Source organism: uncultured Aquitalea sp., assembly GCF_945957525.1.
Lineage (GTDB): Bacteria > Pseudomonadota > Gammaproteobacteria > Burkholderiales > Chromobacteriaceae > Aquitalea.
Genome location: NZ_CAMFLA010000007.1, coordinates 152,471 through 177,744, shown reverse-complemented (window position 1 = coordinate 177,744; position 25,274 = coordinate 152,471). Strand labels below are relative to the sequence as shown.

The 25,274-nt window shown below is 62.2% G+C and carries 27 protein-coding genes and 1 riboswitch; of the genes, 7 read left to right on the top strand and 20 right to left on the bottom strand.

The window, feature by feature from the left end; genetic code table 11:
- Positions 1 to 131: 131 nt before the first annotated feature.
- The 7 genes from hemL to Q0P52_RS08880 all read right to left on the bottom strand — a co-directional run bounded on the left by hemL (position 132) and on the right by Q0P52_RS08880 (position 4,721).
- Complete coding sequence (gene hemL, locus Q0P52_RS08910; RefSeq protein WP_293760848.1) at positions 132 to 1,409, bottom strand: glutamate-1-semialdehyde 2,1-aminomutase; 1,278 nt, start codon at positions 1,407 to 1,409, stop codon at positions 132 to 134.
- A gap of 162 nt (positions 1,410 to 1,571) precedes the next feature.
- Positions 1,572 to 1,889 (bottom strand): thioredoxin family protein, encoded by a 318-nt coding sequence (locus tag Q0P52_RS08905; protein ID WP_293760845.1) that lies wholly within the window; start codon positions 1,887 to 1,889, stop codon positions 1,572 to 1,574.
- Positions 1,890 to 2,025: 136 nt separating this feature from the next.
- Positions 2,026 to 2,487, bottom strand: a complete 462-nt coding sequence (locus Q0P52_RS08900) for a CYTH domain-containing protein (protein WP_293760842.1) — start codon at positions 2,485 to 2,487, stop codon at positions 2,026 to 2,028.
- 194 nt (positions 2,488 to 2,681) lie between these two features.
- A complete protein-coding gene (locus tag Q0P52_RS08895; protein WP_293760839.1) occupies positions 2,682 to 3,197 on the bottom strand; it encodes a hypothetical protein in 516 nt (171 codons plus the stop codon).
- Positions 3,198 to 3,202: 5 nt separating this feature from the next.
- Entirely contained in the window at positions 3,203 to 3,619 is a 417-nt protein-coding gene (locus tag Q0P52_RS08890; RefSeq protein WP_293760836.1) for a CopD family protein, read from the bottom strand.
- Positions 3,620 to 3,697: 78 nt separating this feature from the next.
- The gene (locus tag Q0P52_RS08885; RefSeq protein ID WP_293760834.1) at positions 3,698 to 4,519 is read right to left on the bottom strand and encodes a M48 family metallopeptidase; all 822 of its coding nucleotides are present in this window, start codon (positions 4,517 to 4,519) and stop codon (positions 3,698 to 3,700) included.
- A gap of 37 nt (positions 4,520 to 4,556) precedes the next feature.
- On the bottom strand, positions 4,557 to 4,721 hold the full coding sequence (locus tag Q0P52_RS08880) for a rubredoxin (RefSeq protein ID WP_293760831.1): 165 nt from the start codon (positions 4,719 to 4,721) through the stop codon (positions 4,557 to 4,559).
- A 52-nt stretch (positions 4,722 to 4,773) separates the two neighbouring features.
- Here Q0P52_RS08880 and thiD point away from each other — a divergent pair, with 52 nt between their 5' ends.
- The 3 genes from thiD to Q0P52_RS08865 all read left to right on the top strand — a co-directional run bounded on the left by thiD (position 4,774) and on the right by Q0P52_RS08865 (position 7,001).
- Positions 4,774 to 5,634 (top strand): bifunctional hydroxymethylpyrimidine kinase/phosphomethylpyrimidine kinase, encoded by an 861-nt coding sequence (gene thiD / locus Q0P52_RS08875; RefSeq protein ID WP_293760828.1) that lies wholly within the window; start codon positions 4,774 to 4,776, stop codon positions 5,632 to 5,634.
- Entirely contained in the window at positions 5,621 to 6,238 is a 618-nt protein-coding gene (gene thiE, locus Q0P52_RS08870) for a thiamine phosphate synthase (RefSeq protein ID WP_293760825.1), read from the top strand. Before thiD ends, thiE begins: the two co-directional genes overlap by 14 nt.
- A 310-nt stretch (positions 6,239 to 6,548) precedes the next feature.
- Positions 6,549 to 7,001, top strand: coding sequence for a GNAT family N-acetyltransferase (locus tag Q0P52_RS08865; protein ID WP_293760823.1), 453 nt, complete (start codon positions 6,549 to 6,551; stop codon positions 6,999 to 7,001).
- 138 nt (positions 7,002 to 7,139) lie between these two features.
- On the opposite strand, the gene Q0P52_RS08860 is transcribed toward Q0P52_RS08865, so the two are convergent.
- The 8 genes from Q0P52_RS08860 to waaC all read right to left on the bottom strand — a co-directional run bounded on the left by Q0P52_RS08860 (position 7,140) and on the right by waaC (position 16,547).
- Entirely contained in the window at positions 7,140 to 8,594 is a 1,455-nt protein-coding gene (locus Q0P52_RS08860) for an efflux transporter outer membrane subunit (RefSeq protein ID WP_293760820.1), read from the bottom strand.
- On the bottom strand, positions 8,594 to 9,691 hold the full coding sequence (locus Q0P52_RS08855; RefSeq protein ID WP_293760818.1) for an ABC transporter permease: 1,098 nt from the start codon (positions 9,689 to 9,691) through the stop codon (positions 8,594 to 8,596). Before Q0P52_RS08855 ends, Q0P52_RS08860 begins: the two co-directional genes overlap by 1 nt.
- A gap of 1 nt (position 9,692) precedes the next feature.
- Positions 9,693 to 10,823 carry an ABC transporter permease gene (locus Q0P52_RS08850; RefSeq protein WP_293760815.1) on the bottom strand — a complete coding sequence of 377 codons (1,131 nt, stop codon included), beginning with the start codon at positions 10,821 to 10,823 and terminating at the stop codon, positions 9,693 to 9,695.
- Entirely contained in the window at positions 10,820 to 12,565 is a 1,746-nt protein-coding gene (locus Q0P52_RS08845) for an ATP-binding cassette domain-containing protein (RefSeq protein WP_293760813.1), read from the bottom strand. Before Q0P52_RS08845 ends, Q0P52_RS08850 begins: the two co-directional genes overlap by 4 nt.
- Positions 12,558 to 13,544: a secretion protein HlyD gene (gene hlyD, locus Q0P52_RS08840; protein WP_293760811.1), complete on the bottom strand. Its 987-nt coding sequence runs from the start codon at positions 13,542 to 13,544 to the stop codon at positions 12,558 to 12,560. The genes Q0P52_RS08845 and hlyD overlap by 8 nt, the downstream gene beginning before the upstream one ends.
- On the bottom strand, positions 13,541 to 14,185 hold the full coding sequence (locus tag Q0P52_RS08835) for a TetR/AcrR family transcriptional regulator (RefSeq protein ID WP_293760808.1): 645 nt from the start codon (positions 14,183 to 14,185) through the stop codon (positions 13,541 to 13,543). The genes hlyD and Q0P52_RS08835 overlap by 4 nt, the downstream gene beginning before the upstream one ends.
- Positions 14,186 to 14,312: 127 nt before the next feature.
- Positions 14,313 to 15,575 (bottom strand): lipid IV(A) 3-deoxy-D-manno-octulosonic acid transferase, encoded by a 1,263-nt coding sequence (gene waaA / locus Q0P52_RS08830; protein WP_293760806.1) that lies wholly within the window; start codon positions 15,573 to 15,575, stop codon positions 14,313 to 14,315.
- 9 nt (positions 15,576 to 15,584) lie between these two features.
- Positions 15,585 to 16,547, bottom strand: a complete 963-nt coding sequence (waaC, locus tag Q0P52_RS08825) for a lipopolysaccharide heptosyltransferase I (RefSeq protein WP_293760965.1) — start codon at positions 16,545 to 16,547, stop codon at positions 15,585 to 15,587.
- A gap of 517 nt (positions 16,548 to 17,064) precedes the next feature.
- Here waaC and Q0P52_RS08820 point away from each other — a divergent pair.
- Genes Q0P52_RS08820 through Q0P52_RS08810 form a run of 3 tightly spaced genes read left to right on the top strand, consistent with a single transcriptional unit; the run spans position 17,065 to position 19,353 of the window.
- Positions 17,065 to 17,802 (top strand): glycosyltransferase family 2 protein, encoded by a 738-nt coding sequence (locus tag Q0P52_RS08820; protein WP_293813703.1) that lies wholly within the window; start codon positions 17,065 to 17,067, stop codon positions 17,800 to 17,802.
- Positions 17,799 to 18,776: an NAD-dependent epimerase gene (locus Q0P52_RS08815; protein ID WP_293760800.1), complete on the top strand. Its 978-nt coding sequence runs from the start codon at positions 17,799 to 17,801 to the stop codon at positions 18,774 to 18,776. Before Q0P52_RS08820 ends, Q0P52_RS08815 begins: the two co-directional genes overlap by 4 nt.
- Positions 18,777 to 18,828: 52 nt before the next feature.
- Positions 18,829 to 19,353, top strand: a complete 525-nt coding sequence (locus Q0P52_RS08810) for a GNAT family N-acetyltransferase (RefSeq protein ID WP_293760797.1) — start codon at positions 18,829 to 18,831, stop codon at positions 19,351 to 19,353.
- Here the strand turns inward: Q0P52_RS08810 and Q0P52_RS08805 are convergent.
- Entirely contained in the window at positions 19,334 to 20,011 is a 678-nt protein-coding gene (locus Q0P52_RS08805) for a hypothetical protein (protein WP_293760795.1), read from the bottom strand. The genes Q0P52_RS08810 and Q0P52_RS08805 overlap by 20 nt on opposite strands.
- Before the next feature lie 313 nt (positions 20,012 to 20,324).
- Between Q0P52_RS08805 and Q0P52_RS08800 the strand changes: the two genes are divergently transcribed.
- A complete protein-coding gene (locus Q0P52_RS08800; protein ID WP_293760792.1) occupies positions 20,325 to 21,530 on the top strand; it encodes a cation:proton antiporter in 1,206 nt (401 codons plus the stop codon).
- Between the two features lie 146 nt (positions 21,531 to 21,676).
- Here the strand turns inward: Q0P52_RS08800 and Q0P52_RS08795 are convergent, their stop codons facing one another.
- From Q0P52_RS08795 to Q0P52_RS08780, 4 genes are all read right to left on the bottom strand, one after another.
- Positions 21,677 to 22,993 carry a hemolysin family protein gene (locus Q0P52_RS08795; protein WP_293760789.1) on the bottom strand — a complete coding sequence of 439 codons (1,317 nt, stop codon included), beginning with the start codon at positions 22,991 to 22,993 and terminating at the stop codon, positions 21,677 to 21,679.
- A gap of 163 nt (positions 22,994 to 23,156) precedes the next feature.
- A complete protein-coding gene (locus Q0P52_RS08790) occupies positions 23,157 to 23,879 on the bottom strand; it encodes a uracil-DNA glycosylase (RefSeq protein ID WP_293760786.1) in 723 nt (240 codons plus the stop codon).
- Positions 23,880 to 23,987: 108 nt separating this feature from the next.
- Entirely contained in the window at positions 23,988 to 24,314 is a 327-nt protein-coding gene (locus Q0P52_RS08785; protein WP_293760783.1) for a rhodanese-like domain-containing protein, read from the bottom strand.
- The gene (locus tag Q0P52_RS08780) at positions 24,314 to 24,973 is read right to left on the bottom strand and encodes a protein-L-isoaspartate O-methyltransferase (protein WP_293760780.1); all 660 of its coding nucleotides are present in this window, start codon (positions 24,971 to 24,973) and stop codon (positions 24,314 to 24,316) included. The genes Q0P52_RS08785 and Q0P52_RS08780 overlap by 1 nt, the downstream gene beginning before the upstream one ends.
- A gap of 125 nt (positions 24,974 to 25,098) precedes the next feature.
- Positions 25,099 to 25,251, top strand: a riboswitch (TPP riboswitch).
- Positions 25,252 to 25,274 lie beyond the last annotated feature (23 nt).

Sequence of the window (25,274 nt, the reverse complement as noted above, 5' to 3'; positions counted from 1 at the left end):
CTGCTTTCCAGTGACAACTCTGCCAAAAATTCGATACGAAATTGCTTTGAAACGATAAATCCCAAAATGAATATGCCGTGCCGGACAAAGCAAAAGGGAGCCGTCGGCTCCCTTTGGTCTGCCAAACAGGTTTAAATGTTAGCGAAAGCGCGGCGGGCCGCCGCGATGGTGTCCTCGATCAAGGCCTCAGTGTGCGCGATGGAGATAAAGCCGGCCTCGTAAGCGGACGGCGCGAGGTAAACGCCTTCGTCCAGCATGGCGTGGAAGAAAGCCTTGAAGCGCGGGATGTCGCAACGGGTGGCTTCGGCATAGCTGGCCGGCACGGATTCGCTGAAATAGAAACCGAACATGCCGCCGACGCTGTCGCTGCTAAGCGGGACCCCGGCTTCGCGCGCGGCCTCGGCCAAGCCTTGCGCCAGACGGGCGCTGCGCGTGCCGAGCGCGGCATGGAAGCCGGGCTGCTGGATCAGGCGCAGCGTGGCGAGGCCTGCGGCCACCGACAGCGGATTGCCCGACAGCGTGCCGGCCTGGTAAACATTACCCAGCGGGGCGATCTTGCCCATGATGTCGGCGCGGCCGCCAAAGGCCGCCAGCGGCATGCCGCCGCCCACCACCTTGCCCAGCGTGGTGAGGTCGGGAGTGATGCCATGCAGGCCTTGCGCGCATTCCAGCGCCACGCGGAAGCCGGTCATCACTTCGTCGTAGATCAGCACCGCGCCGTATTGCTCGGTGAGCGCGCGCAGCGCCTTGACGAACTCGGCGGACGGCTTGATCAGGTTCATGTTGCCGGCGATGGGTTCGAGGATGACACAGGCGATCTTGTCGCCCAGTTCCTTGAAAGTATCGCTCAGCTGGTTCACGTCGTTGTACTGCAGTACCAGCGTGTGCTTGGTGCAGTCGGCCGGCACGCCGCCGGAGGAGGGATTGCCGAAGGTCAGCAAACCGGAACCCGCCTTCACCAGCAGGCTATCGGAATGCCCATGGTAGCAACCTTCGAATTTGACAATCAGGTCGCGACCGGTGAAGCCGCGCGCCAGACGGATGGTGCTCATGGTGGCCTCGGTGCCGGAAGACACCAGCCGCACTTGTTCCACCGAGGGCAACAGCTTGCAGATTTCTTCCGCGATGGCCACTTCGCCTTCGGTGGGCGCGCCGAAAGACAGACCGCCGACGGCGGCGTCCTGCACGGCCTTCACCACCTCGGGGTGAGCGTGGCCGAGAATGGCCGGCCCCCAGGAGCCCACGTAGTCCAGGTACTGTTTGTCGTCGGCGTCCCAGAACCAGGCGCCTTCGGCGCGCTTGACGAAGCGCGGCGTGCCTCCCACCTGGCCAAAGGCGCGCACTGGCGAATTGACGCCGCCGGGGATCACTTGCTTGCCACGTTCAAACAGTTCGAGATTGCGGGACATTCTGTCTTCCTTGTCTGGCGGCCTGCCGCAGCTGCGGAGCGAGGCGCGTATCGGTAAGGGGGGGGCGAGGCCGGAGCCGTCGCGAAACGGCGATCATTTTCCCACAATCCATGCGCCCGAGTCAGAGCCGGCGCAGGAAAAACCACAAAGCGTTGCCGGGCATCAAGCGGCCAGCAGCGGCAACAGCTCGGCCAGGGTTTGCGGGCGCACCGCGCGGCCTAGCTCCTTGCCGTGGTCCAGCAGGATCAGCGTTGGCCACAGCTTCACGCTGAATTGCCGCCCCAACCGGCGGCCCTTGCCGTCTTCCACCTTGATGTGACGAATGCCGGGGTGCGAGGCCAGCGCTTGTTCGATGGCGCTTTGCGCCTGCTGGCAGTGCGGGCACCAGCCGGCGCCGAACTCCAGCAGGATGCGTCCGGGCTGATAGCCCAGCCAGTCGAAGTCAGGCGCGTCGGCAGAATAGTGTGCTGTGTAGGACATGAATGAAATGCAATGCCTTCGGCTTGTCGAGATGTGGCGCCGGGGACAAAGGCCCTGAGCCAAGGCGAGCCGGCACAGGCCGTACCCGGAGTACGGCAAGGAGGCGCAAGCCAGGGCCAGGGTGTTGTCTGCGGGCTTACCAGCGGGTGAAAGGATTCTTGGACAGATAGGCGTTGGTAAAGCGGCCATCCATGGTGACTTCCTCGCCCACCCATGCCGGTTTGTCGAAGGCCGTATTCTCGTCCGGCAGCTCGATCTCGGCCAGCACCAAGCCGGCGTTGTCGCCAAAGAATTCGTCCACTTCCCAGATAAAACCCGCGTACTCGATGCGGTGGCGTAGTTTGTCCACCACCATGGGGCACATGGCCGCCATGATGGTTTGCGCGTCGGCCAGTGGAATGGCGTATTCAAACTCGTGGCGGCTGATGTCGCTGATATTGCCTTTCAGCGTGAGCCAGGCCTGCTGGCCCACCACCCGCACGCGCACGGTGCGTTCTTTTTCCACCGACAGATAACCCTGACGGTAAGCCACGCCTTCGGCCAACCCCCGCCATGCATCGCCGTTCACGCGGAAGCGGCGTTCAATTTCCAGACCCATTGATTTTCTTTCCCGAAGCCTTCGAGAGGCTTGCGCATGAACCCCAGAGCGCAAGCCGGACCGGGCTTTCGTTGACGTGTTTAGACCCGCGAACAAAACCCCCGATCCTGCGTTGCGCCTCCTTGTCGTACTCAAGTACTGCCAGCGTCGGCGCGCCTTGGCTCAGGGTCTCTGCGAGGTGTTGTTAGCCGCTCTTATTGAGCGGGCGCCGGACAGGCCGCGCCCGCCGCATCCGCCGCGTAAATCATGACCATGCCCTGCTGGCGGAAAGTAATTTTTTCCGCACCCAGCGGCGCGCTGGCCATGGGCTTCTGTTTCTTCGTCGGCGTGGATGCCTCCGCATGCGGCGTCGGCCCCATGATCACCACCTGCGTGCCCAGCAACTGCGGCTGGGTGGTCAGCAGCAGGCTCTGCCGCAAGGGTTGGGCGCCGGCGTTAGTGGCCAGCGTCAGCGTGAACTCCAGCAGCGGTTCCTCATGGCCCGGCACGCGGGACAACTGACCGGCAAATTGCAGTTTGCCGAAGGGCAGTTCGCGATCGAGCGCGAGCTTGCCGCGCGCATCCGGACACACCAGCAAGCGGGCTTGCTGATCATCCTGCTTCAGGCTGAGTGCGACCGGCGAGGCCGGCGCGACTTTGGGCGCGGCGCCCGCGAACGCCAGCGAAGTGAGGGCAAGCGCGCACAGCGCCAGTTTGCGAATAGACGTCATGTTGTTCAGAACGGTTTGACCACCACCAGAATCACTACCGCCACCAGCAGCAGCACCGGAATCTCATTGAACCAGCGGAACCAGACATGGCTGCGCTGATTGCGGCCTTCGGCAAACGCCTGATACAACCGCCCACAGTACAGGTGATAGGCGATCAGCAGCGCCACCAGCGTCAGTTTGGCATGCAGCCAGGCACCGGCTATGCCGAAATGCAGCCACAGCGCCAGGCCCAGCATCACCGCAAGTACCGCCAGCGGCGTCATGAAGCGGTAGAGCTTGCGCGCCATCAGCAATAGCCGCCCGGTTTCCGCTTCGTTGTCAGCCATGGCCAGATTGACGAAGATGCGCGGCAGATAAAACAGGCCGGCGAACCAGGAGGTGACAAAGATGATGTGGAAAGCCTTGGTATAGAGATAAGCCACTTGAACTGCTCCCTTGCCGGCATCGCACCCGGAACATGAAACCGTTCCGGGCGACGCCGTTTCACGTGAAACACGGCGTCAGCGCTTGCTCAACGCCTGTTGGTACAAGGGCATCACCAGCGGGATGCGCGCTTGCAGATCCTGAATGCGGGTGGGCCCGGAGGGGTGGGTGGAAAGGAATTCCGGGCCGTTGCCGCCGCCAGCGCTCATCATCTTTTTCCACACATTGACCGCAGCGTTGGGGTTGTAGCCGGCGCGCGCCATCAGCTCCAGCCCCATGATGTCCGCCTCGGACTCCATGGTGCGGCTGTGCGGTTTGGAGAACGTGACATCGCTGACCATGGCCGCGGCATTCATCTGGCTCTGATTGAGGCCAGCCAGCGCGCCGACAACAGACAGCCCCATCTGCTGGGCGTAGGCCTGGCTCATGCTTTCCCGGCTGTGCTCGCGCAGGGCGTGCGAGATTTCATGGCCGATCACCGCCGCCATTTCATCGTCGGTCAACTTAAGCTGCTTCACCAGCCCGCTGTACACCATGATCTTGCCGCCGGCCATGGCGTAGGCATTGAGTTCGGGCACGTCGGCCACATTCACTTCCCATTTCCAGCGCGCCGCGTCCGGGCGAAACACCGGCGTCTGCGCAATCAGTCTTTGCGCCACACGCCGCACGCGGGCGGTCAGGGCCGGATCGGTATTGAGCCGGCCCGCCGTGCGCACCTTGCCCACTTCCTGGGAATACGACTTGGCCGACATCTGCTCCACTTCCTGTTCGGAGAGCAGCATGGTCTGAGTGCGGTTGACCCCCACTGCGCCGCCGCTGGTGGTGTTCACCTGAGCGCAGCCGGCCAGCGCGGCCGCCAGCAACAACGCGCCCAGTCCCCGTTTCCATGAAGTTTTCATCACCGTTTCCGCCTTGCTCCTCCCGGCTTGCGCCGGATCAGATTTCCACCATCTCGAAGTCGTCCTTGCGCGCATCGCAATCCGGACAGGACCAGTTGGGCGGCACATCTTCCCAGGGCGTACCCGGTGCGATGCCGTCTTCCGGCCTGCCGGCTTCTTCGTCGTAGATGAAACCGCAGATCAGACACATCCAGGTGCGCATACGTTTACCTCAAGCTCGGTTAAAATGAACATTCTAATTGTTGTCGCCGCTCATGACCAAAGAGGTTACCGACTTGTCCACCCTGCCTCCCCCTCCCGCTGTTCTCACCATCGCCGGTTCCGACCCTTCGGGCGGCGCGGGCGTTCAGGCCGACATTCTCACCCTGGCCAGCCTGGGCTGCCATCCCTTGTCGGTCATCACCGCCATTACCGTGCAGGACACGGTGGGGGTGGATGATTTTCTTGTGATGGAGTCCGACTGGGTCAGCGATCAGGCGCGCTTCCTGATGGAAGACATCCCGGTGGCCGCCTTCAAGATCGGCATGCTGGGCAGTGTGGAAAACGTAGCGGTGGTGGCGCAACTGATCGCCGACTACCCCGACATCCCAGTGGTGCTGGACCCGGTGTTGCGCAGCGGCGGCGGCCACGAACTGGCCGACGACGACCTGATCGCCGCCATGCGCGACATGCTGGTGCCGCAGGTTTCCATCATCACGCCAAACAGCATGGAAGCGCGCCGGCTGGCCACCAACGACCCGGACGAAGACGAAGACCTCACGCTGGAAGAATGCGCCAACCGCCTGCTGGCGCTGGGTTGCCCGCACGTGCTGATCACCGGCACCCACGAGAATACAAAAGAAGTCATAAACACCTTGTACAGTGCCGAGGGTATGGTGCGTTCCGACCGCTGGGAACGGCTGCCCGGCAGTTATCACGGATCCGGCTGCACGCTGGCCTCCGCCGTTGCCGGCATGCTGGCCAGCGGCCTCCTGTTGCCCGAAGCCGTGCGCGAGGCGCAGGAATACACCTACCAGACACTGGTGGGCGCATTCCGCCCCGGCATGGGCCAGTTCATCCCGGACCGGATGTTCTGGGCGCGCGGCGAAGAGGGAAACGAGAATGAACAAGCTTGAGGGGCTGTACGCCATTTCTCCGGAAACAGACAACAGCGATGATCTGATCGCCCGCGTCAGTCTGGTGCTGGACAATGGCGCGCGCATCCTGCAATACCGCAACAAAAGCGACAACACCGTGCGCCGGCTGCGACAGGCCAGCCTGCTGTCCAGCTTGTGCAAAAGCCGCCGCGTCACCTTCATTGTCAACGACGACATCCCGCTGGCGCGGGCGGTGGAAGCCGACGGCGTGCATCTGGGCCGCGACGACGCCGGCATCGCCGAAGCCCGTCGCGTACTGGGCAGCGAGGCCGTTATCGGCGTCTCTTGTTACAACGACATCGACCGCGCGCGCATCGCGCACCAGGCCGGCGCCAGCTATGTGGCCTTTGGCGCGGTGTTCCCATCCAGCACCAAACCGCATGCCCCGCGGGCGCCGCTTGAGCTATTCGCGCGAACGCGACAGTGGGGCATTCCGGCGGTCGCCATTGGCGGCATTACCGTGGATAATGCGCGCTCCGTCGTCGAGGCGGGCGCCGACGCGATTGCCGTGATCGGCGGCCTGTTCGACGTTGCGGACCCCGCCGCCGCCGCCCGCGCCTTCGCCGGCCTGTTCCCGGCCTGAGGCGGCCGCAGGAGGCTAACCAAACCGACCTTTCCCGCCGGTTTTGTTAACCCCCTCGTTCCGATCGCACGATTTCCCCTGACAAGCTGCCATGGCGTGGCTGCGTTCAGTGGCGAAGGGCTTGCCCAAGAACCTGCTCAAAGCCGGCTGCGCGTCGGCGACATGGCGTTAAAAACGGCCTCGGAATGCGCATGTACCCCCGTACATTCCGCCTCTTCCGCCGTTTTTGCCTTGTTTCGCTCTAGCTCGCGCGCATTTGAACAGCGTCTAAGGACAGGGGTTTTTCACCTTGCAGCATGGAGAACCCGACGTGACCGACTTCACCCTTGTCCCCGCTATCGCCGCCGATTTCGACGACCTGCTCTGGCTGCGCCTGCGCGCCATGCGCGCCAGCCTGGAAGCCCTTGGCCGCTACGATCCCATGCGCGCCCGCCAGCGTTTTGTCGACAACTTCAAACCGGAATACTGTCATCACATCGTGGTGAACGGGCACCGCATCGGCTGTGTGGCCGTGCGGCCGGAAGGCGAAGGCCTGCAGCTGGACATGCTCTACATCCATCCGTCCAAACAGGGTCAGGGCTGGGGTACGCGCGTGCTGCAATACATCAACGAGCAGGCCGACCGCGACGGCAAGAGCATCAAGGTGGAAGTGCTGAAAGGCAGCCCGGCCAACGCTTTCTACCAGCAACACGGTTATATGCATCAATACGACGGCGAGTGGGATCACTACTATCTGCGTCAGCCGGCGCGCATGGCGGCCTGATCAACACGGCCGGTAATAGTCGCTGGGACAACATGAGACAACGCCGTCCGCTTGTTGAAGCGGGCGGCGTTTTGTTTTGCCTACCGTCGCGCCCAGGATTGGCCCGCGCAAGGTTGGCCGAAGCAGACGATGCGGCGCTCAGCGCGCGGCAGACGCTTCCTTGCCTTCCACCTGCGCGCCGCCGCCCAGCGCCTTGAACAGCGCCACCAGGTTTGCCGCTTGCGCCTGGCGCGACGCCAGCCATTGCTCGCGCGCCTGCGCTTGTATCTGACGCGCCGCCAAGGTGTCGGTCTGGGCGGATTCGCCCACCCGCACCCGCTGCTCGGCCAGCGCGGTCTGGCGTTCGCTCTCGTGCAGGCTGGCGGCCAGCGCAGCCTCACGCCGGTTTTCCTCGCCATAACGCAACAAGGTGGTTTCCACATCCGCCAGGGCCGTCAGCACGCTCTGGCGGTAATTGGCCAGCGCCAGATCGCGCGCGGCTTCATTAGCCTTGACCTGATTGTGCAAACGACCGGCATTGAACAGGGGCAGGCTCAATTGCGGGCCCACATTCCAGAAACGGCTGGCAGCCTCGGTGAGGCTGCCCGGATGTATGCTGTCCCAACCGCCGCTGCCTACCAGCGTCAGGCGCGGATACTGTTCGGCCACCGCCACGCCCACATCGGCGCTGGCGGCCGCAAGATTGCGCTCCGCAAGACGGATATCCGGTCGACGGCGCAACAGGTCGGCCGGCAAACCCACCGGCGCTTCGGCCAACACCGCCGGCATTGGCCGGCTGGCGGCGAAGCGGGCCGATACCTTATCCAGCGGCTCATCCAGCAACACCGACAGCGCATTGAGCGCCGCGCCGCGCGCCGCTCTCAAGGGAGGCAACTGCGCAGCGGCATTGTCGGCGGCGGCGCGCGCTTGGCTGACTTCATTGTCCGAAACCAGGCCGGCGGCTTGCTGCAGCTGGATCAACCGCAGGTTTTCCCGGCTGTCGGTCGCCATGGTTTCGGCATTGACCAGCCGCGCCGACCAGCCGCGAAAATCGATCACATTGCGCGCCGTTTCCGCCGCTACCCGCAACTGCGCATCGGCCTGCTGCGCTTGCGCGCCGCCCAGGCGCGCGCCGGCTGCTTCGCTTTGCCGACGGGCATGGCCAAACAGATCCAGCTCCCAAGAGGCGTCCAGACCGACGCGGTAATCCGTGAAGCTGGTTTGCGGATGAGGCAGGGGCATGTTGGCGAAATTTTCGCTGTTGCGGCTCAGTTGATCGCGGCCCACACGTCCACCGGCGTTCAGTTGCGGCCACAAGGCGCTGTCCACCACGCCAAGGCTGGCGCGGGCCTGACGCACCCGCGCTTCCGCCGCCGCCACATCCTGGCTGGCCTGCAAGGCGCGGTCCACCGCCGCATCCAGCGCCGGGTCGTCAAACACCGTCCACCAGTTTAGCGGCGCGCTGCGCGGGCTGGCGGCCTCGCCGTGGTAAGCGGCGGGCAAGCGCGCGGCCGGATCCGGCCGCTGATAATCCGGACCCACGGCGCAGGCGGCCAGCGCCAAAGGCAGGGCAAGCGACAAGACGGTGCGAAAGAAGAATGGGGATGCCGGCATCACTGGCTCCTGCTGACAAAAATGTAATAAGCCAGGCCCAGCGTGGCGGCGGCAATGACGAGCAAGGGCCACAAATGCGGCCACACCTCCGCCATGCCGTAGCCTTTGAGAAACAGGCCTTTGACGATGATGATGAAATGAGTGATCGGATCGGCCATGCTGACCGCGCGCAGCGGCAGCGGCATGTTTTCCACCGGCGCCACATAGCCTGACAGGATTACCGCCGGCGCCATGAAGGCGAAGCTGCCCAAGAAGGCCTGCTGCTGGCTGCTGCTGACCGCGGAAATGAACAGGCCGAATCCCACCAGCGACAAGCCGTAGCACAGGATGGACAGCACAAACAGCGGCACCGAGCCGGTAAAGGGCATGCCGTAGATCCACACCGCCGCCAGCGCGATCACCGATCCTTGCATCAGCGCCACCAACAGCGCCGGCACGGCCTTGCCCACCATGATGTAGGCGGGCGTCAGCGGCGACACCATCAGCTGCTCGAAATTGCCTTCTTCCCGCTCGCGCGCCAGCGACAACGCAGTAATCATCAAACTGCCCAGTGTGGTGATGATGGCCACCAGGCTGGGCAGCACAAACCAGCGGTATTCCAGATTGGGGTTATAGATGTGGCGCACCGACACACTGGCCGGCGTAGGCGCGGCGGCCAGGTCCGCGCCGAAAGCCTGCACCACCTGCAAGGCATAGCCGTAGCCGATCTGCGCGCTGTTGGAGCGCCGCCCGTCAATGATGGCCTGCAGGGGCGCGGATTGTCCGGACGCCAGCTTGCGCGAGAAATCGGGCGGAATGGTAATGCCGATCAGCGCCTGTTGCCGGTCGATCAGCGCGCGCAATTCGCCCTCGCCATGCACCATCTCGATATGGGTGAAGGCCTGGGTGGACGACAGCCGCTGCACCAATTCGATGGCCGGCGCGCCGCTGTCCTGGTTGTAGATGGCCAGCGAGTTGTTTTTCACTTCCAGCGTGGCCGCCAGCGGAAACAACACCAGTTGCAGGATTACCGGCACGATCATCAGCCGCCGGCTTTGTTCGTTGCGCAACAGGTACTGCATTTCCTTGCGGATAAGGGTGAGGAGCCGGTACCACATCTCAGTTGCCATCCAGTCTGCGCCAGGTGCGCGCGGCGGTCAGGCCCAGCCAGAACAGGGCGGAAATCAGCAAAAACAGCATATTGGGCAAAAGGATGGCCCACACTTCGCCGGCCTGATACAAGGTTTGCAAGGCGCTGACGAAATAGCGCGCCGGCACCAGATAGGTAAAGGCCTGCACCGGCAAGGGCATGCTTTTGATCTCGAACACAAAGCCGGACAGCATGATGGCCGGCAGAAAGGCGGCGGTCAGCGCGCCCTGCGCCGCGACAAACTGGTTGCGCGTTACAGTGGACAGCAGCAGGCCCAATCCGAGGCCGCTGCCGAGAAACAGGCTGGTGACCACCAGCAGCATGACCAACGAGCCGCGCAAGGGCACGCCCATGATCAGCGTGGACACCGCCACGCACAGGCACATGGCCGCCAGCCCCAGCAGGTAGTAGGGCAGGATTTTCGACAGCAGCAATTCGGCGCGGGTCACCGGCGTGGACAGCAATGCCTCCATGGTGCCGCGCTCCCATTCCCGCGCCACCACCAGCGAGGTGAGCAGGGCACCGATGATGGTCATGATCACCGAAATGGAACCGGGCACCAGATAATTGCGGCTGACCGTGGTGGGGTTGAACCAGAAGCGCTGTTGCACCTCGATGACCGGCGGCGCGGGCAGGCCCAGGTCCTGCCGCCGTTCGGCCAACCACAGCTGCGCCGCGCCCTGTACATAGCTGGCGACAAAATTGGCGGTATTGGGCTCCGCGCCATCGGTTTGCACCTGGATGGCAGCCTCGCCCCGACCTTGCCGCACCTTGGCGGAAAAATCGTCTTGCAGCACCACCAGCCCACGCACGCGGCCCATTTTCATTTCTTCCAGCAGGGCCGGCACGCTGTTGCCGACATGGGGTTCGATAAAGGGCGAGCCCTTGAGCGTATCGACAAAACGCACGGCTTCCGCACCCTGATCCAGCGAGACGATGCCCAGCCGCACACGGTTGGCGTCCAGATTGATGCCGTAGCCGTAGATGAACAGCAAAATAACCGGCAGCACGAAGGCGATCAGCACGCTGCTGGGGTCGCGCACGATCTGTCGGGTTTCCTTGCGGCACAAGGCCGTTAGCCGTCGCAGATTGACACTCATGCCCTTGCCTCCCTTTGCCTGTCGTCGCGGGTCACCAACTCGATGAAGGCGTCTTCCATGGTGGGTTCGGGCAAGGCCTCGCCAGCCACCATGGCTTTCAGTTCGTCCGGCGTGCCGGCGGCGATCATCCTGCCGCGATACACCAGCCCGATGCGGTCGCAGTACTCCGCCTCGTCCATGAAGTGGGTGGTCACCATCACGGTGACGCCCTTATCCACCAGCCCGTTGATGTGGGTCCAGAATTCACGGCGGGTTACCGGATCAACCCCGGAAGTGGGCTCATCCAGAAACAACAAGGGCGGCCTGTGCATCAGCGCGCAGGCCAGCGCCAGCCGCTGCTTGAAACCCAGCGGCAGTTCGCCGGCGTTCATGTCCAGCATGTCGCCCAGCGCAAACACCTGCACCATGTCATCCATGCGCTGGCGTTGCTCAGCGCCGCGCAAGCCGTAGATGCCGGAGAAAAACGTCAGGTTCTGCGCCACGCTGAGGTTGGCGTACAGCGCGAATTTCTGCGCCATATAACCCAGTTGCTGGCGTGCCTGGCTGGCGCTTTTTTTCAGATCCAGCCCCATCACGCGCCCCTCGCCCTCACTGGGCTTGAGCAGGCCGCACATCATTTTGAAGGTGGTGGATTTACCAGCGCCGTTGGGGCCCAGCAGGCCGAAAATCTCGCCGCGCCGAATACGGAAATCCACTTGGTCAGTGGCAATGAAATCGCCGAACCGACGGGTTAGCCGGCGCGCTTCGATCACGGCTTCCGGATCTACCCCTTCGGCCAACCTTACTTCCGGCATATGCCGGGTCAGCGGCGAATCCCCACCCGGCCCCCCTCCCAGCAGGTCAATGAAAGCGTCTTCCAGTCGCGGCCGGGTGGCTTCCAGCCGCGCGGTCGGGCCGGCTGCCAGCGGGGTCAGATCCGGCCAGGCGGCGTGCTGCTTCAGCACCAGTCGTACCGCCGCGCCCTGCAATACGCCGTCTATCACCTCCGGTTGGCGCAGTGCGCGTTGCAATACCAGACGATGATTGCCGCTGATGTCTTTCAACAGCAGGCTGCGGCCCTGCATGCTGTCCATCAGCGCCTGCGGCGAGCCGCTGTATTCCAGCTTGCCCTGGTTCATCAACAGCACGTCGTCGCACAGCTCGGCCTCGTCCAGATAGGCCGTGCTCCACACCACGCACATGCCGCCATCCGCCAGCGTGCTGACCATTTTCCATAGTTCGCGGCGGGAGATCGGGTCCACTCCGACGCAAGGTTCGTCCAGCAGCAGCACGCGCGGCGAGCCCAGCAAGGTGCAGGCCAGGCCCAGCTTCTGTTTCATGCCGCCGGAAAGTTTGCCAACCAGCCGGTCGGTGAAACGCGCCAGATCGGTAAACGCCAACAGCCGCTCGAAACTCTGTCGGCGGGCCTCTCCCAGCACGCCGCGCAAATCGGCGTACAGGGTGAGGTTTTCCAACACGCTGAGGTCTTCATACAGGCCGAATTTTTGCGGCATGTAGCCCAGTTGCAAACGCATTGCCTCGGCGTCGGCGATGGGGTCCAGCCCTTCGACGCTGATTTTGCCTTCGCTGGGTTTGAGCAGGCCGGCCATCAGCCGCATCAGCGTGGTTTTGCCCGCGCCGTCCGGCCCCACCAGACCGGTGATGACGCCGCGCCGCAAACCGGCGCTGAGCCCCTGTAAGGCGATGTTGTCGCCAAAGCGTTGGCACAGGCCTTCCAGGCGGATGGCGATATCCTCACTCATGGCGGCAATCAGCCTGTTTCACCGTTACCGGCATGCCCTGGCGCAAGCCGGCATCCGGCTTGTCCACCACCACCCGCAAGCGATACACCAGCGCGGTACGCAGATCGGTGGTTTCTACATTCTTCGGGGTGAATTCGGCGGTGGGCGAAACAAAACCAACGCGACCGGCATAGGGCTGCTCGCGGCCGTCGCGGTATACCGTCACCGCGCAGCCCGGCGCGAAATCGCCCAAATGCGGTTCCGCCACATAGGCGCGCACCCATACCGGCGACGGCAAGGACAAGGTGTACACCGTGCCGCCGGCACTCAGCATGCTGCCGGGCTCCACCGCGCGCGTCATGACCACGCCGTCCGCCGGCGCCTTGAGCACCGTATCGGCCAATTGCAAGCGCGCGCTGGCCAGCTGCGCTTCAGAGCGCTTCACATTGGCGTCGATTTCGGCCACTTCCTGCGGTCGGTAGCCCTTGCTCATGGCTTGGTATTGCTGGCGCGCGGCATCCAGTTGGGCGCGAGCCTGTTCAAAGCCGGCGCGCGCGCTGTCCAGCGCCTTCTTCGCCGCCGCGCCGGTACCGGCCAGTTCCTGTTGCCGCTTGAATGTGCTTTCCGCATCCGCCAGCGCTGCGGCGCGAGCATCCACCGTGGCGCGGGCCTGCTCGACATCTTCCTTGCGATAGCCCTGATGGTAGAGCGACTGTCGCGCCTTGAGCGCCGACAACGCCGCTTCCGCGTCGGCCAGGGCATGACGCGCCGGCTCTTCGTCCAGCCGGCCCAACACTTGCCCGGTCTTGACGGTAGCCCCTTCGTCCACCGCGAGTTCGGCCAGCCTGCCTCCCACTCGGAAGGCCAGATTCACCGAGCGGATATCCACATTGCCGGACAGAACAGGGGTTTGCGTCGCCTGCTGGCGTTGCCACAGCGCGTAAGCGCCGCCAAACAGGGCCAGCGCCAGCGCGCCAATGATGAGGGGACGTTTTTTCATGCTTTGCGCTCCTGGGGAGTCAGTCCCCTGATCGCCCATTCCAGGCGTTGTTGCAGGGCATCCGGTTCGGCGGCGAAGTGTTCCAGCGCGTAGTGCAAAAGCGCCGGCAAACCGGGTTTGCCGCCAATGAGATGGGACATCAGCACCGGAAAACCCAGCGCCGACATGAGAAACATGAATTGATGCACCGGCGGGGCGATGTCGATTTCACCCGCCTGCTGCGCCTGCTCCAGGCATTGCAGCAACAGGCGCGGATGACGCGGCGCCAGCCCGGCGATGAAAACCTGCACCGCCGCTTCACCGGCCACCGCGTCCATGATCAGTTGACTGATGAAACCGCCTTCGCCAGCGGCGAAAGCCATCAGCTGACCCAGCATGGCGCGCAAGCGCGCGAGCGGCGCGCCGTCTTCCACCAGCCTGGCTTGCAAACCATCAAACAAGGGCGTGTACCAGCTTTCGATCAGCTCGCTCAGATAACTTTCGCGATTGCCGAAGTGATAGACGAAGCTGCCGGTATTGACCCCCGCCTGCTGGCACAAGCCGCGCACGGTGAGCCCGCGCAAGCCGGTTTGCCGCGCCATGGCGAGCCCGCTGTCCAGCAACAGCTGGCGGGTGGGATGAAGTGAACTTGCGTTTTGCATGCGGCGAGTATTTATACATGCGTATAAAACTGTCAATCACCACATCGGCAAAGGATGTGTCGCCGCAAGAAAAACCGCTTGCAGCGTCGTGTGCGCACCACAAAAACAAAACCCCGCGGCGGCGGGGTCAGTCGGCAAGGCGGGCGGCTATCAGTTCGACTATGCGCCGGCTGGCGCCTTGGTGCGCTTGCGTAAACGCCAGCGCGGCGGCACCCATGGTCTGCCGCCGCGTCTCATCCGCCAACAAGGCAAGCGCGGCGTCCACCAGCGCGCCGGCGTCTTCCACCTGCATGGCGGCGCCGGCTTCCAACGCCTTGGCGCTGGCGTCGGCAAAATTGAACATCGAGGGGCCAAACAATACCGGCAGGCCGAGGCTGGCCGGTTCGATCAGGTTTTGCCCGCCCAAAGCTTGCAGGCTGCCGCCGACAAACGCCAGATCGGCCGCGCCGTAATAGGCGAACAACTCGCCCATGCTGTCGCCCAGCCACACTTGCGTATCAGGCCGCACCGGGCCGCCTTCGCTGCGCTTTTGCACGATAAAGCCCTGCGCTTCGGCAGTAGCGGCCACTTCGGCAAACCTTTCCGGGTGACGCGGCACCATCAGCAGCAGGGTATTGCCTACCCTGGCCTGCGCTTGCCGCCAGGCGGCCAGAATCAGTGCTTCTTCTCCGTCGCGGGTGCTGGCGCACACCAGCAAGGCCCGGCCGCCCGTCCACTGGCGGAATTGTTCCGCCAAGGGCCGCATGGCCTGCGGTGGGGTGAAGTCGTACTTGGTGTTGCCGCAAACCACGGCATCCGCTGCGCCCAGCGCCAGCAGACGTCCCGCGTCTTCTCTGGTTTGCGCGGCGATGCCGGCCAGCTCGCGCAGCGCCGGGCCGATCAGACCCTGAATGCGGCGATAGCCGCGCAGCGATTTTTCCGACAAGCGGGCATTGGCGAGAAACAGCGGCAAACCTTGCTCATGCGCGGCATGGATGAGATTGGGCCACAACTCGGTTTCCATCAGCACGCCAAAACGCGGTTGATGCGCCGCCAGAAAATCACGCGCGGCTTGCGGGTAGTCGTAAGGCAGATAACGGATTTCCGCGTCCGGATACAGGCTGGCGGCAGTAGCGCGCCCGGTGGGCGTCATCTGGGTCAACAGCAAGGGCGCGTCGGGCCAGCGCTGGCGCAAGGCTTTCACCAGCGGCAAGGCGGCGCGGGTTTCTCCCACGGATACGGCGTGGATCCAGATAGCGCCCCGGGCTTGCGGCTCAAGCGTCGCGCCGAAGCGTTCGTCCCAGTGTTGGAGATAGGCCGGAGCTTTGCGCGCCCGTCGCTTGAGATAACGTCGAATGAGAGGCGTTGCCAGCCGCCACACCAGCGAGTACAGCGACCGTTGCCAGCTCATTGCTTGTCCTTATGCAAAATCGCGGCGCGATTGCAGCGCTTGCATCACGTCGTCTACCGAGGGGCAGCGGCCGATATGACCCAGATTGACGGCCCACGGCGTTTCCACCACGCCAGTGCGCGCCGGATCGGTATCGGTATAGATGGCGGCCAGCGGCACATTCAGCGCGTTGGCCAGATGGGTGAGGCCGGTATCGACACCCACCACGGCGGCGGCGCGACCAATCAATCCGGCCGCTTCTTTCAGGCTGATGCGAGGGGCAACCACCGCCTGGCCCATGGCGGCGGCGAGGCGTTCGGCGCGCTGCTTTTCTTTTGCGCTCCCCCAGGGCAACACCATGGTCAGTCCATGTTCAGCGCAGAGACGATCGGCCAGCGCTATCCACAGGGCTTCGGGCCATTCCTTGGAAGCCTTGCTGGTGGCATGCAGCAATACCGCGTAACGCCCTTCGGCCAACCAGGCCGGGCGCTCGCCCGGCGGCACGCCAAACACCGGCGCGCCTTGCGGTTGATAGCCGAACACCTTGCCGTACAGCTGCCGGCAGCGTTCCACCGCCGACAGATCCCAGCTCACCGCGTGTTTCTTGTCATAAAACAGACAGGCCAGCGGTTCGCGAATGCTGTGTTTGTCGTAACCGGTAAGCGGCGCGCGTGTGATCTTGGCCGGCAAGGCGCTTTTGAGCAGGCCCTGGCAATCCACCACCAGCTCCCAGCGGGTATCGCGCAACTTGTGTCTGAGCGCGGCCATCTCGCGCCAAGTGGCGCGCTGGAACAAGGATTTGCGCCAGCGACGCCAGGCCAGCGTAATCACCTCATCCACAGACGGATGCAGACGGGCGATATCGGCGAAACCTTCTTCGGCCAACCAACTGATGCGGAAATTGGGGTAATGCGCCTTCAGCTCGGTAATGGCCGGCCAGGTGTGGATAAGGTCGCCCATCGACGAGGTGCGCACGATCAGCACATTCATCATGGCGCGCATTGTACCCGAGCGGGCCTGTGGTTAACCAAGTAAAATCAGCAGGCAGCAACTGTGGATAACAGCCTGTGAATAATGTCTCGTCGATTTATCCACAATCTGTCATGCTGCGACGCACCCGAATAATCCCAAGCCCATCAACAGGACAAGTATCTGAACCTTTTAGGGTTTTTCAGGGTTATCAACATGTGGACAGCCTCTTCTACATTATCTTCTAAATACAATGGGACAAAGATAGTAAGGAAATGACAGCGTGAAAAACGCCGTTCACAAGCCAGTTTGCAAAGCCGTCTGACAGACTGTGCATAAGCAGACGCATTTGTCTGACGCCAAAGTTATCCACAATTAGTCAGTCAGAGAAAAGTCGCTCGTTCAACAAGAACTCACAGCGCGCAAATCATTGAAAACAAAGTTGAAAACTGGCTTATCCACAGCAGTGGACGCACTTCTACCAGTATCTTCTTTATATAAATGGGTAAATCAAGAAAAGATGCGAAGACCGCTCTCTGTCGTGCTCATTACCAAAAACGCAGCCAGTCAGTTGGAAAAAACACTGGCCAGCGTGCAATGGGCAGATGAAATCGTAGTAGTGGATTCGGGCAGTACAGACGACACTGTTGCGATAGCTTCTGCCTATAAGGCCAAAGTTATCCACCAGGACTGGTTGGGATTCGGTCCGCAGAAACAATTGGCGGTAGCAAAAGCCAGCCATGACTGGGTGCTGTGCCTGGATGCGGATGAGTGGCCGTCTGAAAAATTGACCAATGAAATCAAGGATGTGCTGAATAATCCACAGGCGGAGGCCTATCGTTTTCCTCGCAGCAACCGTTTCATGGGTCGTTTTCTCAAGCATGGCGAAGGCTATCCGGACTGGAGCCTGCGCTTGTTCAACCGACAAGCCGCGCGCTGGTCTGACGACTTGGTGCATGAATATGTGCAGACCGACAAACCCGTCGCCGCGCTGACCGGCGACCTGATGCACGAGTCCGGTGAAGACATCGCCCTCTATCTGAACAAGCAGAACCGCTACACCACCCTGCAGGCGGAAACCTTGTATAAACGCGGGAAAAAAGCGGGATGGGGCCGGCTGGTGTTCAGCCCCCTGCTGCGTTTCATCAAGTTTTATCTGGTAAGACGGGGATTTCTCGACGGTTTGCCGGGTCTGGTCCACATCAGCATTGGCTGCTTCAACAGCTACATCAAATACGCCAAGCTCAACGAGCTGCACCGGCTGGAAAGAGAAAAATGAAAGTACTGGTTACCGGCGCCGCCGGTTTCATTGGTCGCGCTGTGTGTGAAAAGCTGCTGGATCAGGGCGGTGTATCGCTTACCGGCGTGGACAATCTCAATGATTACTACGCGGTAAGCCTGAAACATGCCCGTCTTGCAACGCTGACGGGCCGGGAAGGCTTTGTGTTTCACAAGCTGGATCTGGCGGACTGGGAGGCGCTGGACGTGCTGTTTGCCGAAGGCGGCTTTGATTACGTCATTCATCTGGCCGCCCAGGCCGGCGTACGCTATTCCATCCAGAACCCGCACGTGTACGCGCAGAGCAATCTGTTGGGCATGACCAATATGCTGGAAGCCTGCCGCCGCCACCCGGTGCGCCACCTCGTTTACGCCAGCTCCAGCAGCGTGTACGGCAAAAACGCCAAAGTGCCGTTTTCCGAGGATGACCGGGTGGACGAGCCGGTAAGCTTCTACGCCGCCACCAAGAAAGCCAACGAGGTGATGGCGCACAGTTACGCCCATCTGTACCGCTTGCCCGTTACCGGGCTGCGCTTCTTCACCGTGTACGGCCCCTGGGGCCGTCCGGACATGGCGCCCTGGCTGTTTACCGAAGCCATTCTCAAAGGCGACACCATCAAGGTGTTCAATCACGGCAAAATGCAGCGCGATTTCACCTATATCGACGACATCGTCGAGGGGGTGCTGCGGGTGATGACACACATCCCGGCCGATATGGGCCAGAAACCGCCCTATGCGCTGTTTAACATCGGCAACCATAATCCGGCCCAGCTGATGGACTTTATCGCCGCTACGGAGGCTGCATGCGGCCGTGAGGCGGTAAAAAGCTACCATCCGATGCAGGATGGCGATGTGCCGGTAACTTACGCCGATACCGCCCGCTTGCGCGCCGCGGTGGGTTTCTCGCCGGATACGCCGCTGGCGGAAGGCATGCAGCGCTTTGTCGATTGGTATCGCGATTACCATCAGTGCTGAAATAAAGCCGGCGGATAGCCGGCTTTTTTGACTTTATCCCCAAGGAACTGACATGCGGATTCGATCTGCCGCCCCGTCGGACGCGGCCTTGTTGCCGGCGTTCATCCTGCAGGAGGGTGCCAACCCCTGGAACTGGCTGCCGGAAGATGGCGTTCGGCAAACAGCCGCGCAGCTGGCCTCTGGCGAGGTGGCTGGTGTGGTACTGGAAGCGGAGGGGGAATTGCTGGGCGTGATGCTGTACTGTCGCGCCGATCATTACCCTGCTTACCGACCGTCGAGCATTCCGCCGGAACAGGCGGCTTACGTGATTGAAGCAGTGGTCAGCAGGCGTCTTGCCGGGCAAGGGTGGGGCAGCCGGCTGCTGCTGGCTGCCTGCGCAAGGTTGGCCGAAGAAGGAGCACGCTGGGTGTGCGCGGACAGGCATGAAGAAAATGCCGGTTCGGCCGGCATGATGCGCAAGGCGGGTTTTGCCGTGCTCGGCGCGTTTGAAGACGAAAGGCGCAACCATGGTTCGCGCCGCACGGCGGTGTGCGGGCGCTACCTGGACCCGGCCAGCGTCACCACAGCTTGTAGTTGAGCAGCGATACCAGCTGCCAGCCTGATGTGTGGTTCTGGTTCACATCGGCTTGCCAACGGCTGCCGGCGCCCACATCCAGCGACCAGCGCGAGTCGATAATGTGGCGCATCATGAGCAGCAGATTGGCCTGCTCCAGTCTGCCGCCGCTGTCTGCGGGCTGATAACCCATTGAGACCGAACGCTGGCCGTCGCCGCGGCTGGCCCAGCCTTGCAGGCTGAAACGCTGGCCTGCGTAATGGCCGAGGGAAATCTCGGCGTTCATCACCCACAACTGGCCTGGCCGGCCTTTGCCTACCCGGTCTGCCCAGCCCAGCGAGATCGAGCCGTCGTCGGGCAAGTCCACGCCATAGCGCAGCACGCTCATCATATGGCCGGTGGGGCCGCCCAGCGGCCATTGCGCTTCGTTGGCCAGGCCCAGCGACACCCAACCCGCCGGCGCCGGAAACGCGATGCCGGCTTCGCCGTCTTGAATGAACAGGCTGCCGTAGGCTGTGTCGTGGCGCAGATTGAGATTCAGCTGCAGTTTGCCGGCCTGACCGGAGGCGGTTTGATAAGCGTTGCCCGCCAGACTCAGCGTAGCGGTGCGTACCTTTTCCTCGGCATGGCTGACGGCGCAAACGCACAGCAAAATGATGGCGGGCAGGCGAAAGGTGGGCATGCTGTGTCCTTGAGGGCGGCGTGGAGGCAGCATACGTCGCGCGCCGCCGGGAAGAAAGCGTTTTCACCGGCCGCAGCTGTTTCCTATGCAAGCCCGTTATCCCGGATAACCTGTGTTTTTGCCTGAACACAACAAGCAAGGGGCGATGGCGTTGCCGACGACAAGCAGGCCACGCGAGAGACTCGCTTGTTTCAAAGATAATGACTTTGTACTGATTCTTTGTTTTTTGCGCGAAATCATAAATTCGGTCGGAACCATCACTGGATGACACTCTCTGTCAGAGAGTCGCCAGTAATCGGGGAGGACCCGCGCCATGCTCCATCACACCCCACTCATCACCACCATCGTCGGCAGCCTGGTGTTTGCCTTTGCCTTGGGCATACTCGCCCTGCGCCTGAAACTGCCGCCGCTGGTGGGCTATCTCATGGCCGGCATTCTGGTTGGGCCGTTTACGCCCGGCTTTACCGCAGATAGCCAGATTGCGCCTCAATTGGCGGAGATGGGTGTTATTTTGCTGATGTTCGGCGTTGGTTTGCACTTCTCGGTCAAAGATCTTTTATCGGTGAAATCTATCGCGCTGCCCGGCGCTTTAGTGCAAATTGTCCTCGCTACTTTGCTGGGTTGCGGCCTTGGCTGGCTGTTGGGCTGGCCGCTGGGAGAGGGGCTGATGTTTGGTCTGGCCTTGTCCACCGCCAGTACGGTGGTGTTGCTCAAGGCGCTGCAGGACAGGGAGATGGAGCAGACCGAAGACGGTAAGATTGCGGTGGGCTGGCTGGTGGTGGAAGACCTGGTGATGGTGTTGACGCTGGTGTTGCTGCCGGTGTTTTCCGGTGTGTTGGGCGGCAAGGGCGAAACCGGGGTGAGCGGCGGCGCGGTGCTGTGGACTATCACCCTGACGCTGGGCAAGGTGGCGGCTTTCGTGGCGCTGATGTTGCTGGTGGGCCGGCGTTTTTTGCCATGGATGCTGGAGCGGATTGTTTATACCGGCAGTCGGGAGCTGTTCCGTCTGGCAGTGTTGTCCACGGCGCTGGGGGTGGCCTACGGCGCGTCCTTGTTGTTTGACGTGTCTTTTGCGCTGGGAGCCTTCTTCGCCGGCATGGTGGTGGCGGAGTCGCCCTTGTCGCATCGCGCCGCCGAGGAAACCATGCCCTTGCGGGATGCTTTTTCGGTGCTGTTTTTTGTTTCGGTGGGCATGCTGTTCGACCCGCAAGTGGCGTTGAAGCATTTTCCGGAAGTGCTGGCCACGGTGCTGATCATTGTGTTGGGAAAATCGGCTGGGGCGTATCTGATCGTGCGCTTGTTCCGGCGACCGCATCATTCGGCGCTGACGGTGGCGGCCAGCCTGGCGCAGATTGGCGAGTTCTCTTTCATTCTGGCGGGGCTGGGGGTAACGCTGGGCCTGATGGGCTCTCTGGCGCAATCGCTGGTGCTGGCCGGCGCCATTGTTTCCATCCTGCTCAATCCCTTTGCTTTTATTCCGGTGGATCGCCTGCGGCGGGCGGAAGCGACTCCAGGGTAAGAACCGCGTAGCCAGTCAGCACAAAGCCCGCTTGCGCGGGCTTTGTCGTTCAGAGCGGCTAACAACATTGCTGATGCTGCATTGCGCCTCAGCCGTAATAGTGATTTTTGTTAGCCGCGCTTAATGGGGTGCTGCGGCAAGCAGCTTCAGTTGTCATTGCGCTCCAGCGTGTCGGCTTCCCGCCGGATCACCATCAGTTTGTCCACGCGGGTGCGATCCATGTCCACCACTTCAAAGCTGAATTCCAGCCAGTCAAAACGGTCGGTCACCGCCGGTACGCGTCCCAGCTGGTACATCATGACGCCGCCCAGGGTATGGATGTTGCCGGTGTCCTCGCCGGGCAGCAGCTCGTCCACGTCGAAGTACTGGCGGAAGTCGTCCAGCGTCACCATGCCATCCACCAGATAGCTGCCGTCTTCGCGTTGCACGATTTCATCGTCTTCGCCCAGCGAGGCGGCCGGCATGTCGCCCACAATGGTTTCCAGCACGTCGTTCATGGTGACGAGACCTTCCAGTTCGCCGTATTCATCCACAACCAGCGCCAGATGCGTGCGCGCCAGTTTGAACTGCTCCATCAGTTGCATCAGGGTAACGGTGGCCGGCACATACAGCGGTTCTTCCAGATCCGCGATGAAGTCGGCTTTTTCCCCGGTCAGCAGGCGATCCAGCATGCGTTTGGTGTCGAGAATGCCCAGCACCTGCTCCATGCCGCCCTTGCATACCGGAAAGCGGTTGTAGCCGTGTTCCACCAGCAAGCGGCGATTGTCGTCGAAGCTGTCTTCGATATCGATGGAAACGATGTCTTTGCGGGGCGTCATCACTGCCGCTACCTTGCGGTCGTCCAGGCGGAAGATGTTTTCCACCAGTTCCTGTTCGGCGCGATCGAATACGCCTTCGTCCGCGCCTTGCTCCATCAAGACGCGGATTTCTTCTTCGGTGATGGAGGGTTCGTCGCTTTTACGCGCGCCGATCAGGCGCAGCAGGGCATCGGTGATGCGGCTGAGCAGTCGCACCAGCGGCGAGGTGAGCCTCGACAAGGCCAGCATGGGTGGCGACAGGGTGCAGGCGATGCCTTCCGGATTCAGCATGGCCAGCCGTTTGGGCACCAGCTCGCCAAACACCAGCGACAGCGCGGTCACCATGGCCACCATCAGTACGAAAGACAGCGGGTGGCTGTAGGGATGCAACTGCGGAAACGTGCTTTCCAGCCACTGGCGCAGATGGTCTGACAGCGCGGCTTCGCCATAGACGCCGGACAGGATGCTGATGCTGGTGATGCCGATTTGCACGGTGGAGAGGAAGCGTGTGGGCTCTTCGGCCAAGCGGATGGCCGAGCGCGCGCCGCGCCGGCCTTCCTCCGCCCATTGCTGCAGTCTGACTTTGCGAGAAGACACCACGGCGATTTCAGACATGGCGAACACGCCGTTGATCAGAATCAGCACGAAGAGGGTAAGAATATCCACGATGGGCGAGAGAAAGTAATGACCCTTGCTAGATTAGGGCAATGAGGGGGGGATGGAAAGCACGAATCCCTTACCGGATTGGGTTGCGTGCGTCCTGGTATGGCTTGCGCCGGTGAGGGCTGGCCATACCAGGCGTAATAGTCGCTGGCTGAATCGTCGTTGTTCAGAACAGGCTGTTCTGCAGCGCCTGTCGGTTCCATTGCACGGTAGCGCGGCCGCGTGCGGCCAACCAGGCGTTGACTTGCGAGAAATGGCGGCAGCCGTGAAAGCCCCGGCTGGCGGACAGTGGCGACGGGTGCGCGGCGGTCAGCACCAGATGGCGGGCAGCGTCGATGCGATCGGCCTTTCCCTGCGCCCAATTGCCCCACAACAGAAACACGCAGCCGGGGTTTTGCCGGTTGACGGCATCGATCAGGGCGTCGGTGACTTCCTGCCAGCCAAGCTTGCCGTGGCTGCCTGCTTTGTCCTTTTCCACCGTCAACACGCTGTTGAGCAGCAACACGCCTTGGCTCGCCCAGTGGGTGAGATCGCCATCGGCCGCCTGACCGCCGCCAAGATCGGCCGCCAGTTCCTTATAGATGTTGCGCAGGCTAGGCGGCACGCGTACGCCGGAGGGGACGGAAAACGATAGCCCCATGGCTTCGCCATCGCCGTGATAGGGGTCCTGGCCCAGAATCACCACTTTGACATCCGCCGGCGCAGCAAAGCGCAGCGCGTTGAAGATGTTTTCGCGAGCGGGAAACAGGGTTTTGCCTTGTGCGGCCAGTTCGTTGAGTTGACGGTCGATGGCGGCCAGGCGGCGGAACACCGCGGGTGCGCGCAGTACGGTTTCCCAGTCCGGGTGGATGGGAGCAAGAGCGGGGGAGAGATAGGGCAGAGCGGTCATGCGTTTGCAGTCTGGATTGAGTCCGGGGTGGGACTGCCCGGCAAGGGGCGGGTTCAAAAGCAAAGGCCATTCCCTGGGGAATGGCCTTATGTCAGAGCCGAGGCCTTGTCAGTAGTGCGCCATGCCGGTGTCCACCACCGAGGCCCACTCTTCCACGCCGCCGCGCAGGCTGATCACATCGTCAAAACCGGCGTTGGCCAGATACAGCCCCACCTGGTAACTGCGCACGCCATGGTGGCAGATGGTTACGATGGGCCTGTCGTCCGGCAGCTCGCTCAAGCGCAGCGGGATGAGGTTCATCGGGATGTGCAGCGAGCCCTTGATGTGCGCCAGCTGGTATTCCCAGTCTTCGCGCACATCCAGCAGCAACGGCGGTTCCTGTTGGCCGTCCACCAGCCAGGCGGCCAGATCCGGCGCGGCGATTTCGCGAACCATCAGAAAGCGAAGCGTTCCGGCTCGATGGCTTCAAAGCCAGCCAGACGACCGATACAGGTTTCGAACAGATTCGTTTCGCTGAACGCGTTTTCGCTGTCGCGGCGCACCAGCTTGCAGCTCATGACCGGCAAATCGCCCACGATCACGATCATGCGGCCGCCCACGGCCAGTTGGGCCTTGAGGCTGTCCGGCACTACCGGCAGCGAACCGCCGACGATGATCACATCGAACGGGGCCTGTTCCTTCAAACCTTCCAGACCGTTGCCTTCCACCAGCGTAACGTTGCCGATGCCGGCTTTTTTTAGGTTGGCGGCAGCGGTTTCGCGGGTGGCGGCGTTGATTTCCACGCTGTAAACATGGCGGCCCAGTTTGGCCAGCAAGGCGGTCATGTAACCGCTGCCGGTACCCACTTCCAGGATCTTGTCCTGCGGCTGGACGCCGGCATCCTGCACCAGACGCGCTTCCAGCTTGGGCTGCAGCATCTTGCTGCCATCGGCCAGCGGCAGTTCAGTATCGACAAAAGCCAGCAGGCGCTTGTCGGCGCTGACAAACTCCTCGCGTTTCACGTGAAACAACAGGTCTAGCACTTTCGTGTCCAGCACATCCCAGGGACGAATCTGTTGTTCAACCATGTTGAAACGGGCGTTTTCAAAATCCATCTGCTCACTCCGGAGGGAAATGGCTGCCGGCGGCGCCCCGCCTTGTGGCTTGAAAAACAAGGCGGATTTTCCGGCAACGGGTCATGACGATAACTTGCGATTATCCCACATTTACCTTACCTTCACAGCATCGCTAGGGGTCCTGCGCGGCGCTTTTTGCGGTATCGGCAGCATGTTGAGGCATGTCCGACACTACAGAAGCCATGTTGCGCGGGTGAGAAATACCCTCCGAACCTGACCCGGATAATACCGGCGTAGGGAAGCGCACTCTGCAGGCCTTCGGCCAACCATGCAGCCGGCA